Consider the following 15,445-nt stretch of genomic DNA (forward strand, 5'->3'; position numbering starts at 1 on the left):
AAGGATCAGCCTGTAGGCATAAAGTGAAATAGAAAGAATATTCCTAATATGTTATGCTATAATATAAGCAAAGCTTTAAAAACCAGTGTTTTAAGAGGAAAAATAAGATGAAATTAACATTACATGAAGTGGCAAGAGTTGTTGATGCTCAAAATAGTCTTTCTGATTTAGACGACGTTCCTCTGAATCAGATTGAATTTGACAGTAGAAACATTACAAAAGGTGATCTTTTTTTACCGCTACAGGGTGAGCGAGATGGCCATGATTTTATTGACTTAGCCTTTGAAAATGGAGCAGTAGCTACCTTTTCAGAAAGAGCAATCAGTGGCAGACCCTATATACTAGTTGAGAATTGCTTGGCTGCCTTTCAAAAATTAGCCCAGTATTATATTGATAAGCTACGTGTCGATGTCATTGCTGTAACAGGCTCAAACGGTAAAACATCAACCAAGGATATGATTGAAGCGGTCCTGGCAAAAGCTTATAAGACCTACAAAACCCAGGGCAATTATAATAATGACATTGGCTTGCCTTATACGGTGCTTCACATGCCAGAGGATACTGAGAAGATTGTTTTAGAGATGGGGCAGGATCATATGGGAGACATTCAGCTGCTCTCTAGAATTGCCAGACCTCATATTGCAGTGCTAACCCTTATTGGTGAGGCTCACTTAGCCTACTTTGGTTCTCGCGAGAAGATTGCCGAGGGAAAAATGCAAATCGTTGATGGGATGGACTCTAACGGGATTTTAATTGCTCCTGGTGATCCTATCCTTGATCCATATTTGCCGGATAGTCAGATGGTCATTCGCTTTGGCGATCATCAAGAGCTGGTGGTTGAGGATATCAAAGAGCGCAAGGACTCCTTGACCTTTAAGACTAATGTCTTACCAAGACCGGTCACTCTTCCCTTAACTGGAAAATACAATGCAACCAATGCTATGATAGCAGCTTATGTTGGTAAACTCTTGGCTGTGCCTGATGAGGATATTATAGAAGCTTTAGAAACCGTCAAGCTGACACGCCACCGAACCGAGTGGGTCAAGGCGGCTAATGGCGCCGACCTTTTGGCAGATGTGTACAATGCCAATCCAACTGCTATGCGGTTAATTTTGGAAACCTTTGCTGCCATTCCGGCCAACCCTAATGGCAAAAAAATAGCTGTTTTAGCTGATATGAAGGAATTAGGTGCTGACTCAGTTGCTTTGCATTCTCAGATGATTACCAGCTTAGACCCCAAGCGTATTGATCAATTGGTCTTTTATGGTGATGATATTCAAGCCTTGGCCAAGCTAGCTAGTCAAGATTACCCAAGTGGTAGAGTTAGCTTCTTTAAAAAGAATAATCAAGAGGATCAATACGAGGACATGTGCCAGTACCTGCTGACTATTCTTGAGCCTAATGACCAGATGCTGCTAAAGGGCAGCCACTCCATGTTGCTAGCAAATGTGGTTGATCGCCTGACAGCTCCTCATGTTGGGAAGCCCTCCTAACATTTTTTCAGAAAAAACACATGAAACATCTTGTCCTCTCATTAAGATTAAGGTATAATGAAAAAATGTAGAAAGGGATGTTTATGAATTTTTTTGCAATTGAACCTATTGGGCTACCGCATGTGTCCTTGCTATTTTACCTACTATCGGTTATGATAGCGCCGTTTTTGGTTTTTATGACCCTGCAGCTCTATCAGCTAAAGTCGTATCGCTATACCTTCTTAGGACTTCAGTTGGTCCAGTTGATTGGCTTGTATACCTGGTATGCCTTACGAGGCTTTCCGTTGACAGAGGCTTTGCCGCTTTACCATTGCCGAATGGCCATGCTGGCTATCTTTTTCTTACCGGATCGCAGTAGCTTAAAGCAGCTTTTTATGGTTTTAGGAATTGGTGGAACCTTCTTGGCTCTGTTATCACCTGATTTATACCCTTATCAGCTATGGCATGTGGCTAATATTTCTTTTTACCTAGGGCATTATGCTCTTTTGGTCAATGGCTTGGTTTACCTGCTGCGGTTTTACAATCCAAGTCAGCTAAAGCCAGTCCTTGTTTGCCGTTACTTGGCAACGATTAATTTTGCTTTAGTATTGGTTAATTTAGCAACAAAGGGAAATTATGGCTTTGTGATGGATATTCCGATTATTCATACGCATCACCTGCTTTTGAATTTTGTCATTGTGACAATGGGGTTGACTGGTTTAATTAAGCTGATTGAGCTTATCTATGTGAGATTTAGTGAGGCCAATCAGTTAGAGCTGAAGCTCTCTAAAGAAAGATAGGGCGTTGAAAAAGCGCTTCGAATCAGCTATAATAAAGGAGCTGCTCTAGCAGCTCTTTTTATCATATCAGTATTTAGGAGTGAGATCATGTAGACATAACTGTGACGTGTGACTTGAAGCTATTAATCAGAGTCTTGCTCTGCAATGTGAACAAATAAGGAAAAAAGAATGTCAATTACAGAAGAAATTAAAAAGCGTCGAACCTTTGCGATTATCAGTCACCCAGATGCTGGTAAAACAACTATTACCGAACAGTTACTTTATTTCGGTGGTGAGATTCGTGAGGCTGGGACCGTTAAAGGAAAAAAATCTGGTCAATTTGCTAAGTCAGATTGGATGGATATTGAAAAGCAACGTGGGATTTCAGTCACATCATCAGTCATGCAGTTTGACTATGCTGGTAAGCGTATCAATATTTTAGATACACCTGGTCACGAGGACTTTTCAGAGGATACTTATCGTACCTTAATGGCAGTTGATGCTGCTGTGATGGTTGTTGATTCGGCTAAAGGGATCGAAGCACAGACGAAAAAGCTCTTTGAGGTTGTTAAGCATCGTAACATACCTGTTTTTACGTTTATTAATAAATTAGATCGTGATGGACGTGAGCCTTTGGAGTTGTTGGAGGAGCTAGAAGAGGTCCTTGGGATTGCTTCTTATCCTATGAACTGGCCAATTGGTATGGGACGGGCTTTTGAAGGTTTGTATGATTTGCACAACAAGCGTTTGGAGCTCTATAAGGGAGAGCAGCGGTTTGCTGATTTAGAGGAGGGGGCAAGGATTTTTGCCAGCAACCCTTTTTATGAGCAGGTGCTTGAAGATATTGAGCTCTTGGAGGAGGCAGGTAATGACTTTTCAGAGCAGGCTATTTTAGATGGTCAGCTGACTCCGGTATTCTTTGGCTCTGCCCTAACAAATTTTGGGGTACAAACCTTTTTAGATACCTTTTTAGCCTTTGCACCAGAGCCTCATGGGCATAAGACGACAAAGGACCAGATGATTGATCCCCTCAATCAGGATTTTTCAGGCTTTGTCTTTAAGATTCAGGCTAACATGGACCCTAAGCATCGTGACCGCATTGCCTTTGTGCGTATTGTCTCTGGAGAGTTTCAAAAGGGAATGGCTGTAAAGCTGTCTCGTACAGGTAAAAGCGTTAAGCTATCAAATGTTACCCAGTTTATGGCTGAGTCTCGTGAAAATGTCCAAAATGCAGTTGCCGGTGATATTATTGGGGTCTACGATACAGGGACTTATCAGGTTGGAGATACCTTGATTGTTGGTAAAAACCAGTTTGAATTTGAGCCATTGCCGACCTTTACCCCAGAGATTTTTATGAAGGTTGCACCTAAAAATGTCATGAAGCAAAAATCCTTCCACAAAGGTATTGAGCAGCTTGTACAGGAGGGGGCTGTTCAGCTTTATAAGAATTATCAGACAGGTGAATACATGCTGGGCGCAGTTGGCCAGCTGCAGTTTGAGGTTTTCAAGCACCGTATGGAGGGTGAGTACAATGCAGAGGTCATCATGACACCAATGGGCAAAAAGACTGTTCGTTGGATTTCAGAGGAGGATTTGGACCAACGAATGTCATCAAGCCGAAACATTTTGGCAAGGGATCGCTTTGATCAGCCTGTTTTTCTCTTTGAAAATGACTTTGCGCTTCGTTGGTTTGCAGATAAATATCCAGATGTTAAGTTAGAAGCAAAAATGTAGCAGCTAAGCGGATTAGGGGAACCTAGTCCGTTTTTGCACTTCTGCTGCTAAGAAAAGGCAGGCTATTGGCATAAGGAGCTTTCAGGATCCTAAGTGCTGTTTTTGAAGATTAGTAATGGCATCGTGAAGGCTCGTCTTGATGTTTAGCAAAGGAGGATAAAAAGCATAGGCAAGCAGGTCCGACGAGGACCTTTTGAAGCTGTTAGCCAATCAGCAATAAGACGTAATGCTTTTGTCAATTTGGCTGCCTGATAGTGCCAATCATTTTGAGATAAAAACACTTTCATGGCTTATTTCCTATCTTTTTAATATTAATTATGTTACACTAAATAAGTTGTTAATCGAACGACAATATTAAAAGGTTTATAAGGCAGCTTCGCACTGCCTTTTTAGAAAAGAGAAACAATTGAAATTTACAGCATTTAACTTATCAGAAGATATTCAGTCAGCTGTTGTTACAGCAGGCTTTGAAAAAGCCTCTCCTATTCAGGAGCTGACAATTCCGTTAGCCTTGGAGGGACGAGATGTTATTGGTCAGGCTCAGACGGGAACAGGAAAAACAGCAGCCTTTGGTCTACCAACTCTGAATAAGATTCGTACAGCTGACAACACCATTCAAGCATTGGTGATTGCTCCGACGCGTGAGCTGGCTGTCCAAAGTCAGGAAGAGCTGTTCCGTTTTGGTCGTGATAAAGGCGTCAAGGTTCGCTCAGTATATGGTGGCTCAAGCATTGAGAAGCAAATTAAGGCCCTAAAGTCTGGGGCGCATGTCGTTGTTGGAACACCGGGACGTCTATTAGATTTGATTAAGCGTAAGGCCTTGAGGCTAGACCATGTTGAGACACTCATTTTAGATGAAGCTGATGAAATGCTGAATATGGGATTTTTAGAGGACATTGAAGCAATTATTAGTCGTGTCCCTGATCATCGTCAAACCCTGCTATTTTCAGCAACAATGCCAGCTCCAATCAAGGAAATTGGTGTCAAGTTTATGAAGGATCCTGAGCACGTTCAGGTTAAAAACAAGGAATTAACAAATGTGAATGTTGATCAATACTATGTGCGTGTTAAGGAGCAAGAAAAATTTGATACCATGACACGTCTGATGGACGTTCAGCAGCCAGAGCTATCAATTGTATTTGGTCGCACAAAGCGCCGTGTTGATGAAATCACGCGTGGCTTGAAATTACGTGGCTTTCGCGCAGAAGGGATACATGGTGACCTTGACCAAAATAAGCGCCTTCGTGTCATACGGGACTTTAAAAATGATCAACTTGATATTTTAGTGGCAACTGATGTTGCTGCGCGCGGGCTTGATATTTCAGGCGTTACTCATGTGTACAATTACGACATTACCCAGGACCCAGAAAGCTATGTGCACCGTATTGGCCGGACCGGTCGTGCAGGTAAGTCAGGGGAATCCATTACCTTTGTCTCACCAAATGAGATGGGCTATCTGACCATGATTGAGCACCTGACTAAGAAGCGCATGAAGCCACTCAAGCCAGCTACGGCAGAGGAAGCCTTTCAGGCTAAGAAAAAGGTTGCCCTCAAAAAAATTGAGCGTGATTTTGCAGATGATGCTATTCGCTCAAACTTTGAGAAATTTAAGGGCGATGCGATGAAATTGGCAGCAGAGTTTACCCCAGAGGAGCTAGCACTCTATATCCTGAGCTTGACCGTCCAAGATCCAGATACCTTACCAGAGGTTGAGATTGCGCGTGAAAAGCCATTACCGTTCAAGTACGTTGGTGGTGGTCATGGCAATAAAAATGGCAAGACAGGTCGTGGCAATCGTAGTCGTAGCGGTCGTGATAACCGTCGAGGTGGCTATCGTCATGAGAAAAGAAATGATTATGATGGTGACCGCCGTCCAAGGCGTGATAAACGTGACAGTCATGATAGCAGTGGTAGCTATGACTTTAAGCGAAAGCAAAAACGCTCTAACAAGGACCTGCACAAGAAGGGCAAGGCTGTCGAAGCTAAGACGTCTGGATTTATTATCCGTCATAAAGGGAACTAAAGTTTCAAGAGAGCTGATGATTGTCAGCTCTCTTTTTAATTTTCTGAAAATATTGATTTTGTTATAGATTTTGCTATAATGGTCTCAGTCCATTTGGCATGATTAAGTCTTAGGAGGAACATTGGGATGTCTAATGCCCATCATGATGCCTTTGATAAAGCAACAAAGGCAGGTTTTATTATTGCACTAGGAATTGTCTATGGTGATATTGGCACAAGTCCACTGTATACCATGCAGTCGTTGGTTGACAATCAAGGCGGCCTTTCACAGGTGTCTGAAGCTTTTATTTTAGGCTCAGTATCCTTGATTATTTGGACTCTAACCTTGGTAACGACAATCAAGTATGTTTTGATTGCTTTAAAGGCTGATAATCATCATGAGGGAGGGATTTTTTCACTCTTTACCTTAGTTAGAAGGATGTCAAGGTGGTTAATCATTCCAGCTATGCTTGGGGGAGCAACGCTCTTATCAGATGGTGCCTTGACACCAGCTGTTACGGTCACATCAGCCATTGAAGGCTTAAAGGCTGTTCCTGAGCTCAGCAGTATTTACCAGAATCAGACCAATGTGATCCTAACGACCTTGCTGATATTGATGGTCTTGTTTGGCCTGCAGCGCTTTGGAACGGGTGTTATTGGTAAATTATTTGGGCCAGTCATGCTGGTTTGGTTTAGCGTTTTGGGGATCAGTGGTCTCTTGAATAGCTTACAGCATTTGGAAATCCTAAAGGCTATCAATCCCTATTATGCGCTGCACTTATTGGTTAGTCCGGAAAATCATCGGGGTATTTTCATTTTAGGCTCTATTTTTTTAGCGACAACTGGTGCTGAAGCTCTTTATTCTGATTTAGGTCATGTCGGTCGAGGAAATATTTATGCTAGCTGGCCCTTTGTTAAGGTTTGTATCATCTTATCCTATTGTGGTCAGGCAGCTTGGATTTTAGCGCATAAGGACTCAGGCATTGCGCTTAATCCCTTCTTTGCTAGTGTTCCAGAGGGATTACGGGTTTATCTTGTTATTCTAGCAACTCTAGCAGCCATTATTGCTTCGCAGGCTTTAATCTCAGGTTCCTTTACCTTGGTTTCTGAGGCTATGCGCTTGAAGATTTTTCCGTTGTTTAAGATTACCTATCCAGGTGCCAACCTAGGCCAACTATACATCCCTGTCATTAACTGGAGCTTGTTTGCGGTAACGTCTTGTACGGTGCTGTATTTTAGAACATCAGCGCATATGGAGGCTGCCTATGGCCTTGCCATCACGATTACCATGCTGATGACAACGATTCTCTTAGCCTATTACCTTATTAAGGAGGGGGTAAAGCCGCTCCTAGCTAGTCTGCTCATGGCTTTTTTTGCCTTTATTGAGTTTATTTTCTTTTTAGCATCTGCAGTTAAGTTTATGCATGGGGGCTATGTTGTTGTTGTTTTAGCTCTTGCCATTGTCTTTGTTATGGTGATTTGGCATGCTGGAACCGTGATTGTTGCTAAATATGTTAAGTCCTTGAGCCTAAATGATTACAAGCATCAAATCAAGCTCCTTAGAGATGATCTTCGCTTTGATTTGTATCAGACCAATGTTGTTTACTTGACCAACCGCATGAAAAAAGATCTGATTGATCGTTCAATCCTGTATTCCATTTTAGATAAGCGTCCTAAGCGCGCGCAGGTTTATTGGTTTGTCAATGTTCGTGTGACAGATGAGCCTTATACGGCGACCTACAAGGTGGATATGTTAGGAACAGACTATATTGTGTGTGTAGAGCTCTACCTTGGCTTTAGAATGCCACAGACTGTTCCGCGTTACCTTAGAACGATTGTTCAGGATTTGATGGAGAGTGGTCGTCTGCCTAAGCAGGTTCAGGATTACACGATTACACCAGGCCGAGAGGTTGGTGACTTTAGATTTGTGATCATTGAGGAGCGCGTGTCATATGCAAGGCAGCTGAGTACTCTGGAACGTTTTGTCATGCAGACAAAGGCTAGTATCAAGCATGTGACAGCAAGTCCTATGCGCTGGTTTGGCTTGCAATATTCTGAGGCAACAGTTGAGGTTGTTCCTTTACTCTTATCAGATGTCTTAAAGCTTCCAATCAAGGAAATCAAAGCGTGTACAAAAGATGAAAAGGCCTAGGTAAGGCTTGGCTTATTCTGATCGCTTTTTAAGCTAAACTAATAAAAAGACCTCCAAGGGCTTCTACTAGCTAGAAGTTATGGAGGTTTTGCTGCTTTTTTGGTTTTGGACTTTAGTAGCCTCGGGCTAAATGAGCCTTGATCTAGTAGCATGGGCTTATCTCAGCTGTTGACAGTAAGTCCTATAGCGGTTTGCCAGCTTAGGTGTGTCAGGAGCTTAGTCTGTCTTAGCTTTTTTGCTTTGCTGCTCTGCAATATAGGTGAGCTTTTGCTGTCTGGTGTTTCGTTTTTTAAACAAGGCTTCGGCTCTCATTGCAGCCTGCTTGCTATCAAAGCTTTCATAATACAGCAGGCTGACAGGTAAGCGGCAGCGTGTGTATTTTGCTCCCTTACCAGCATTATGGGCTTTGAGACGCTTATCTAAGTCTGTTGTATAGCCAGTATAGAGGGTTTTGTCTGCACATTCTAAAACGTACATATATGCTTTTTGAGTTGTCATGATGAAAAAACCTCTTGATGTAAAAGAGCCTGTCAGCTCTTAAAAGCCTTGTCCTTGGCTCCGAAATAAATCTCCTTAATTGTATCGGTATAGTCTCCGTTGTCTTTATGGACAATAAGTGGTGGCAGGATTTTCAAGCCCTCCATAGAGCCATCCTTGATGGCCTCAATCAAGAGCATGTTGGCTTCCTTACCAAGCTTTGGATAGACAAATTGCAGCCGCTTTGGAGCAAGACCGTTTGTTTTTAAGGTATCAAGAATCTCTAAAAAACGATCAGGCCTATGGACCATAGCTAGACGGCCATTGGATTTGAGTGCATGGCGTGCTACCTGACAGATCTTAGCTAGATTTGTTGTGATTTCGTGTCTGGCTAGGAGATAATGCTCAGATAGGTTTTTCTTTGAGGTCTGACTGCTTTTAAAGTAAGGAGGATTACAAAGAATGATATCAACGCCTGAGCGAGGCACATGCTGAAGTAGGTTGTTCAAATCATCACAAATCATCGTCACCTGATCCTCTAGCTGATTGAGCCTGATAGAGCGCTGTCCCATATCAGCTAATCGTGGCTGAAGCTCAATTTCAACAATAGAGGCCTTGGTTTGTGTACTAGCAAATAAGCCGACTGCACCATTTCCAGAGCACAAATCTACAATTAGCCCACGTGAGGGAAGCTTTGGAAAGCGAGAAAGCAAGACGCTATCAATAGAATAGCTAAAGACCTCTTTGTTTTGAATAATTTGAACGTCGCTTGAGAAAAGCTGGTCAATCCGTTCACCATCTTTTAATATCGAATGTAGCATATCATTATTATAGCAAAAATAATCCTATCAGAGTAGGGGTGCTGAGTGGGCTTTCTCTTTAATATTGAAATATTTCATGATACAATGAGTAGGATTATAAGTGAAAAGGAGACTGATGTGTTTTACGTCTATTTACGTGGCTTAGTTGTCTTTTTATTGTGGGTTGTTAATGGCAATGCCCACTACCATAATGAGGATAGGATTCTTGATAAGTCTGAAAATTATATTCTAGTTGCTCCACATAGGACCTTTTGGGATCCTGTTTACATGGCATTTGCTGCACGTCCAAAGCAATTTATTTTTATGGCAAAAAAAGAGCTCTTCACCAATCGTTTATTTGCCTGGTGGATTAAGATGTGTGGTGCCTTTCCAATAGACCGCCAAAAGCCTGGTCCAGATGCCATTCGGTATCCTGTTAATATGCTGAAAAAAAGTAATCGCTCTTTGGTGATGTTTCCGAGTGGGAGTCGTCATGCGACAGATGTCAAGGGTGGTGTTGCTGTTATTGCCAAGATGGCCAAGGTTAACATAATGCCCGCAGCCTACCAAGGTCCCATGACCCTAAAAGGCTTGCTAGCAGGTGAGCGCGTTGATATGAACTTTGGTCATGCAATTGATGTTTCTGACATTAAGCGTATGAATGATGAGGGGATTGAGGAGGTAGCTAGGCGTATTCAGGCTGAATTTGACCGCTTAGACCAAGAAATGGCTCCCTTTAAGTCTAGTCAAAGGCGTTCTATGCTGACCTATCTTTACCGTATTCCACTAGGAATACTTCTGGTGTTTATTTTGGCCTTAACCATGCTATTTTCTTATTTGGCAAGCTTTGTTTGGGATCCAGACAAGCATCGCTCTTAGGTCGTGTTATGGATTAGTGCTGAGCGCACAAAAGTCAGGGCTTTATTGCCATATTAGTGAGGAGGACTTACAGCGACTTTTCTGATATGCTATATCTAGGATATAATGCCACTGGTTAGTCAAAGCTACAAGAAAGCCAGTATTTTTCCACAGTAGGAGGAATAGGCCAGGCAAGGTGAGCTATATCTATAGTGTGGCTATATGATACCATCTTATGAGCTTAAAGAGGTAGTCCATTTTGGACTGCTTTTTTAATATGCTAGAAAATAGAACAATTTTAAAGGCTTTTATCGAATAATATATTGAGGTGAAAAAATGTTAGAAGAATTGTTCCTAAAGGGTAAAGAGATGATAAAGGCCCCTTATTTTCTGTCACGCTGTGTTACTGTTGTGCTGTCTGTAGGGCTTTTGCTGGTGCTGTGGCTTGCCTTGGCTGGAGGGGAAAAAGCAAGAAAGGAGTCAGTTTCATTTCCTGACCATTCTCAGATTCAGCAGTCAGAAAAGCCAGCTCAGCCAGAAGCTAGTGAGCAAGAAGTAGCAGCTGAGGATATCGTAGTGGATATTAAGGGAGCTGTTCATAAGGAGGGCGTCTATAAGCTGGCTAAGGGAAGTCGTATCACAGATCTGATTGAGCTGGCAGGTGGCTTGACAGAGCAAGCTGATAAAAATGCTATTAATCTAGCTGAAAAGTTATCTGATGAAAAGGTTATTTATGTTGCTAAGCTGGGTGAGAATATATCAGTCATTAAAGAGCCTTCATCTGAGACTCAATCAGCGTCTGCTGATCATCAGAAGCCTGAAAAGGTTCATTTGAACAGGGCTAGTCTTGCTGATTTGCAACGCATTTCAGGCATTGGTGCAAAGAGAGCACAGGATATTATTGATGTACGAGAAAGCCTGGGTGGCTTTAAATCTCTAGAAGATCTGAGAAAGGTACCAGGTATTGGTGCTAAAACACTGGAGAAGCTAAAGCATGACATTTCCCTTGACTAAGTATTTTCCGATTGCTCCGATACAATTTGCCCTTTTAGTGCTTGTTTTGTATTATCAGATTTATAGGCCTAGCTGGTTAACAGCTGGTTTGTTAGCTGGCTTGTTGGTATTATTAGGCTATCGCTTTGTCCTCAAGCAGGTCTTAAAGACGCTTCTTTTGCTAGGGCTTTTTGGCTGTCTTTTTGCTTATCAAAAGGGTCAGCTAGAGGCTAATCAGATCAATCAGCCTGATCGCTTATCAACGGTTGTGCTGATTCCAGATTCGATAATGGTGAATGGTGATCACCTATCCTTTATCGGTCGGCACTCGGGGCATCATTATCAGTTGGCTTATCGCATGACCTCAAAAGAAGAGGCAGATTTTTTTAAGCAGCAGAGCCAATTTCTAAAGCTAAAGGCTGACATCAGGCTAGAGGAAGCAGCAGGGCTTAGAAATTTTAAGGGCTTTAACCATCAGGCTTATTTAGCTTATCAGGGAATCTTTAGAGTAGGAAAAATCAAAAGCTTGCAGTCATTGAAGATTATCTCTCCTAGGTCTATTAATGATCATATTAGCCAATGGCGACGTCAGGCCATCGTTTGGTGCCAATCTAGGTTTCCACAGCCGATGAGTCATTATATGACAGGATTGTTATTTGGCTATCTTGATAAGTCCTTTGGGCAAATGACAGAGCTATACAGCCAGCTTGGTATTATTCATCTGTTTGCTTTATCTGGTATGCAGGTCGGCTTTTTTCTGACCTACCTGCGTCGTGGCTTGGTCTGGTTACATATTCCAATAGACAAGATTAAGGTACTGGAGGTGGTATGTTCATTTTGCTATTCTGGTTTGACTGGTCATAGTATTTCTGTGATACGTAGCTTGCTGCAGGCCCAGCTGCGTCATATTGGTTTGACAGGACTAGATAATCTAGCAATGACTTTTTTGATGATGTTTTTGATTAATGGTCACTTTCTGATGTCTATTGGTGGTGTCTTGTCCTTTGCTTATGCTTTTATCCTTGCTACGGTCAGATTTGAAGAGCTTTCTGGCAATAAACAGAGGCTTTTGAAAGCCTTAGCCATTTCCTTTGGCATTGTGCCCTTGCTGGCCTACTATTTCTCGGTTTTTAATCCGATCTCGGTAGTATTGACAGCCTTATTAGCCTATTTGTTTGATGGTCTTATTCTACCAGGTCTAGCGATCTTGTTTTTCTTCTCGCCCCTTGCTGTTGTGACTGCCGTCAATCCATTCTTTTTATATTTAGAAAAGGGGATCGGCATGATTGGAAGCTATTTTAGTGCTCCCTTGGTGTTAGGAAGTCCTACAGCCTTACAGCTTTGCCTTTGTATGGCTTGCTTGGCTATAGTGTATGATTATCGAGGGAATCGAGGCTTACAGTTGGTTGCAGGTGGTTTGTTGTTGCTGACGCTCTTTACGGTAAAATGGCCCCTGATCAATGAGGTAACGCTTGTAGATGTTGGGCAGGGAGACAGTATTTTTATTAGGGATAAGCAAAATCATACCATGCTGATTGATGTGGGAGGAGTGCCTGCTCCTCAGGAAAAGGAGCAATGGCAAAGGAAATACCAGGCCTGTAATGCCCATAAAACACTCATTCCCTATCTTAGAAGCCGAGGGGTGGATACGATTGATCAACTGGTGCTAACCCATACCGATATTGATCATGTTGGAGATCTGGAGGCTGTTGCTGAGGCTTTTAGTATCAAGCAAATCTATGTTAGTCGGGGAAGTTTGACGAATACTCGCTTTGTCAAACGCTTGCAAAGACTCGCAATCAAGGTTAAGGCCATTAGTGCTGGTGATCACTTGCCCATTATGGGAAGCTTTTTAGAGGTGCTCTATCCTTGGGAGCTAGGAGATGGTAAAAACAATGACTCTTTAGTCCTTTATGGCAGGCTGTTGGATAAAAGCTTTTTGTTTACGGGTGATTTGGAGGCAGAAGGAGAAGAAAGGCTGATTGCCCGTTATCCTAAGCTTAGGGTTGATGTTTTAAAGGCAGCTCATCATGGCTCTAAGGGCTCTTCTATACCAGCATTTTTAGACCATATCCAGCCTCAGCTAAGCTTGATTTCAGCAGGAAGGAACAATCAGTATCAGCACCCTAACCTCGAAACCTTAGCACGCTTTGAAGCGAGACACATTCCTTACTACAGTACAGCAAGCAGGGGTGCTATTCGCTTGACAGGCCAAGCTCACTGGCAATTAGAAGTTTGCAGATAACCTTATCGAGCTAGAGCTATATACAAGAGCCTAGGCCAGCTAGTGAAGCAGAGAATGAAAAAGATCCGCTTTAGCAAGGTCATATTTGGTGAGAAAATGCTATAATAAAACCATGATTGCGATAGAAAAAATAAATGCACTAAGCAAAGAAAGCTTAGGCTTGATTACGGTTGTGGCTGGCGAGGATATTGGGCAATATAGCCATATGAAGGCCTTGCTACTAAAAAAAATAGCCTTTGATCAAGCTGACTTGACCTATTCTTATTTTGATATGTCTGAGGCCTTGTATCAAACAGCTGAGATGGACCTTGTGAGCATGCCCTTTTTTGCTGACCAAAAGGTGGTTATTTTTGATCATCTGCTGGATATTACCACTAGTAAAAAAAGCTACCTAAAGGAAAAAGAGCTAAAGGCATTTGAGGACTATTTGGAAAATCCTGTAGAGACCACACGTTTGGTTATCTTTGCACCAGGAAAGCTTGATGGTAAGCGTCGTTTGGTCAAGATTCTCAAGCGTGATGCCCTTATTTTTGAAGCCAGTCCTTTAAAGGCTGCTGAAAAAAGGACCTATTTTCAAAAATACAGTCACCAGCTGGACTTGAGCTTTGCTAGTGGTGCTTTTGATCAATTGCTGTTGAAGTCAAATGATGATTTTAGTCAAATCATGAAGAATATGACCTTCTTGAAGGCCTATAAAAAAAGTGGTCCTATCACAGTAGAGGACATTGCTCAAGCGATTCCCAAGAGCTTGCAGGATAATGTCTTTGACTTGACAAGATTGGTGTTACAAGGAAAGATTGATGCTGCTCGGGAGCTGGTTCATGATTTGCGCCTATCTGGCGAGGACGATATTAAGCTTATTGCCATTATGCTGGGGCAGTTTCGTCTGTTTTTGCAGCTGGCAACCTTGGTGCGGTCTGGAAAAACAGAACAGCAGCTAGTCACTAGCCTATCAGACCTGTTAGGCAGACGTGTTAATCCCTATCAGGTGAAATATGCACTCAAGGATTCTAGAGCCTTGTCTCTCTCTTATTTGCAGCTGGCTGTAAAGACCTTAATTGAAACAGATTATCACATTAAAACAGGTGTTTACACAAAGGATTATCTTTTTGACCTTGCTCTCTTAAAGCTAGTAGCGCATTCTCAGGGAAATACTGACCTCTCAGACCTATGAGCATCAATCAAATTAGTTGAAAGCCTCTATTTTTTGAGATAAGATAGACTTATCATAAAGGAAAAGAGGAAAGAGACATGACCATTACATTACCGGATCTTCCGTACGCATATGATGCCCTTGAGCCTTATTTTGACACAGAAACAATGACGCTTCATCATGATAAGCACCATGCCACCTATGTGGCTAATACCAACACTGCTTTGGAAAAATACCCAGAGCTAGGAGAAAATTTAGAGGAATTATTAGCAGATGTAAGCAGCATTCCTGCTGACATTCGTCAGGCTGTGATTAATAATGGCGGTGGCCATTTGAACCATGCGCTTTTCTGGGAGCTGCTTTCTCCAGAAAAGCAAGAGGTTTCTGCTGATGTCGCAGCAGCTATTGATGACGCTTTTGGTTCCTTTGCTGCCTTTAAAGAGCAATTCACAGCAGCAGCTACGGGTCGTTTTGGCTCAGGTTGGGCCTGGCTGGTTGTGAATAAGGCTGGTCAGCTTGAAATCACATCAACTGCTAATCAGGACACACCAATCTCAGAGGGCAAGCAGCCTATTTTAGCACTTGATGTTTGGGAGCATGCTTATTACCTCAATTACCGCAATGTTCGTCCAAATTATATCAAGGCCTTCTTTGAAATCATTAATTGGAAAAAGGTCTCAGAGCTTTACCAAGCTGCAAAATAATAGAAGTCAGTTACCAATCTCAGAAGTAGATTGGTTTTTTAAGTGTGCTAATAAATTACTAGTGTAGGTGGTAAAAG

The 15,445-nt window shown here is 42.2% G+C and carries 13 protein-coding genes; 10 read left to right on the plus strand and 3 right to left on the minus strand.

The window, feature by feature from the left end:
• The first annotated feature begins 107 nt into the window (after positions 1-107).
• The 3 genes from I2432_RS03345 (at position 108) to I2432_RS03355 (ending at position 3,985) form a co-directional block, all read left to right on the plus strand.
• Entirely contained in the window at positions 108-1,493 is a 1,386-nt protein-coding gene (locus I2432_RS03345; protein WP_165623119.1) for a UDP-N-acetylmuramoyl-tripeptide--D-alanyl-D-alanine ligase, read from the plus strand.
• An 83-nt stretch (positions 1,494-1,576) separates the two neighbouring features.
• On the plus strand, positions 1,577-2,272 hold the full coding sequence (locus tag I2432_RS03350; RefSeq protein WP_206156345.1) for a TMEM164-related integral membrane acyltransferase: 696 nt from the start codon (positions 1,577-1,579) through the stop codon (positions 2,270-2,272).
• A gap of 168 nt (positions 2,273-2,440) precedes the next feature.
• Positions 2,441-3,985 (plus strand): peptide chain release factor 3, encoded by a 1,545-nt coding sequence (locus I2432_RS03355; RefSeq protein ID WP_042670316.1) that lies wholly within the window; start codon positions 2,441-2,443, stop codon positions 3,983-3,985.
• Between the two features lie 143 nt (positions 3,986-4,128).
• On the opposite strand, the gene I2432_RS03360 is transcribed toward I2432_RS03355, so the two are convergent.
• Positions 4,129-4,272 (minus strand): hypothetical protein, encoded by a 144-nt coding sequence (locus tag I2432_RS03360; protein WP_158303440.1) that lies wholly within the window; start codon positions 4,270-4,272, stop codon positions 4,129-4,131.
• A gap of 119 nt (positions 4,273-4,391) precedes the next feature.
• Between I2432_RS03360 and cshA the strand changes: the two genes are divergently transcribed.
• Both cshA and I2432_RS03370 read left to right on the plus strand, forming a co-directional pair.
• Positions 4,392-6,008, plus strand: a complete 1,617-nt coding sequence (gene cshA / locus I2432_RS03365; RefSeq protein WP_012678268.1) for a degradosome RNA helicase CshA — start codon at positions 4,392-4,394, stop codon at positions 6,006-6,008.
• A 126-nt stretch (positions 6,009-6,134) separates the two neighbouring features.
• A complete protein-coding gene (locus I2432_RS03370) occupies positions 6,135-8,138 on the plus strand; it encodes a KUP/HAK/KT family potassium transporter (protein ID WP_012678267.1) in 2,004 nt (667 codons plus the stop codon).
• 216 nt (positions 8,139-8,354) lie between these two features.
• On the opposite strand, the gene I2432_RS03375 is transcribed toward I2432_RS03370, so the two are convergent.
• Positions 8,355-8,636, minus strand: a complete 282-nt coding sequence (locus I2432_RS03375; RefSeq protein ID WP_206156344.1) for a GIY-YIG nuclease family protein — start codon at positions 8,634-8,636, stop codon at positions 8,355-8,357.
• Between the two features lie 32 nt (positions 8,637-8,668).
• Complete coding sequence (locus tag I2432_RS03380) at positions 8,669-9,436, minus strand: tRNA1(Val) (adenine(37)-N6)-methyltransferase (RefSeq protein ID WP_206156343.1); 768 nt, start codon at positions 9,434-9,436, stop codon at positions 8,669-8,671.
• Positions 9,437-9,553: 117 nt separating this feature from the next.
• Here I2432_RS03380 and I2432_RS03385 point away from each other — a divergent pair, with 117 nt between their 5' ends.
• The 5 genes from I2432_RS03385 (at position 9,554) to sodA (ending at position 15,368) form a co-directional block, all read left to right on the plus strand.
• Positions 9,554-10,294: a lysophospholipid acyltransferase family protein gene (locus tag I2432_RS03385; RefSeq protein ID WP_164335069.1), complete on the plus strand. Its 741-nt coding sequence runs from the start codon at positions 9,554-9,556 to the stop codon at positions 10,292-10,294.
• Between the two features lie 315 nt (positions 10,295-10,609).
• A complete protein-coding gene (locus tag I2432_RS03390; protein ID WP_012515294.1) occupies positions 10,610-11,287 on the plus strand; it encodes a helix-hairpin-helix domain-containing protein in 678 nt (225 codons plus the stop codon).
• On the plus strand, positions 11,268-13,511 hold the full coding sequence (locus I2432_RS03395; RefSeq protein WP_206158983.1) for a DNA internalization-related competence protein ComEC/Rec2: 2,244 nt from the start codon (positions 11,268-11,270) through the stop codon (positions 13,509-13,511). Before I2432_RS03390 ends, I2432_RS03395 begins: the two co-directional genes overlap by 20 nt.
• A gap of 112 nt (positions 13,512-13,623) precedes the next feature.
• On the plus strand, positions 13,624-14,685 hold the full coding sequence (holA, locus tag I2432_RS03400) for a DNA polymerase III subunit delta (RefSeq protein WP_206156918.1): 1,062 nt from the start codon (positions 13,624-13,626) through the stop codon (positions 14,683-14,685).
• A 77-nt stretch (positions 14,686-14,762) separates the two neighbouring features.
• Positions 14,763-15,368: a superoxide dismutase SodA gene (gene sodA, locus I2432_RS03405; RefSeq protein WP_043983699.1), complete on the plus strand. Its 606-nt coding sequence runs from the start codon at positions 14,763-14,765 to the stop codon at positions 15,366-15,368.
• Positions 15,369-15,445 lie beyond the last annotated feature (77 nt).

Source organism: Streptococcus equi subsp. zooepidemicus, assembly GCF_015689395.1.
Taxonomy (GTDB): Bacteria; Bacillota; Bacilli; order Lactobacillales; family Streptococcaceae; genus Streptococcus; species Streptococcus equi.

Excerpts from the sequence above, each read along its gene's own strand:
- I2432_RS03395 (WP_206158983.1), top strand. The coding sequence starts at position 11,268 with ATGACATTTCCCTTGACTAAGTATTTTCCGATTGCTCCGATACAATTT.
- holA (WP_206156918.1), top strand. The coding sequence starts at position 13,624 with ATGATTGCGATAGAAAAAATAAATGCACTAAGCAAAGAAAGCTTAGGC.
- I2432_RS03360 (WP_158303440.1), bottom strand. The coding sequence starts at position 4,272 with ATGAAAGTGTTTTTATCTCAAAATGATTGGCACTATCAGGCAGCCAAA.
- sodA (WP_043983699.1), top strand. The coding sequence starts at position 14,763 with ATGACCATTACATTACCGGATCTTCCGTACGCATATGATGCCCTTGAG.
- I2432_RS03345 (WP_165623119.1), top strand. The coding sequence starts at position 108 with ATGAAATTAACATTACATGAAGTGGCAAGAGTTGTTGATGCTCAAAAT.
- I2432_RS03350 (WP_206156345.1), top strand. The coding sequence starts at position 1,577 with ATGAATTTTTTTGCAATTGAACCTATTGGGCTACCGCATGTGTCCTTG.
- I2432_RS03375 (WP_206156344.1), bottom strand. The coding sequence starts at position 8,636 with ATGACAACTCAAAAAGCATATATGTACGTTTTAGAATGTGCAGACAAA.
- I2432_RS03370 (WP_012678267.1), top strand. The coding sequence starts at position 6,135 with ATGTCTAATGCCCATCATGATGCCTTTGATAAAGCAACAAAGGCAGGT.
- I2432_RS03355 (WP_042670316.1), top strand. The coding sequence starts at position 2,441 with ATGTCAATTACAGAAGAAATTAAAAAGCGTCGAACCTTTGCGATTATC.
- I2432_RS03380 (WP_206156343.1), bottom strand. The coding sequence starts at position 9,436 with ATGCTACATTCGATATTAAAAGATGGTGAACGGATTGACCAGCTTTTC.
- I2432_RS03390 (WP_012515294.1), top strand. The coding sequence starts at position 10,610 with ATGTTAGAAGAATTGTTCCTAAAGGGTAAAGAGATGATAAAGGCCCCT.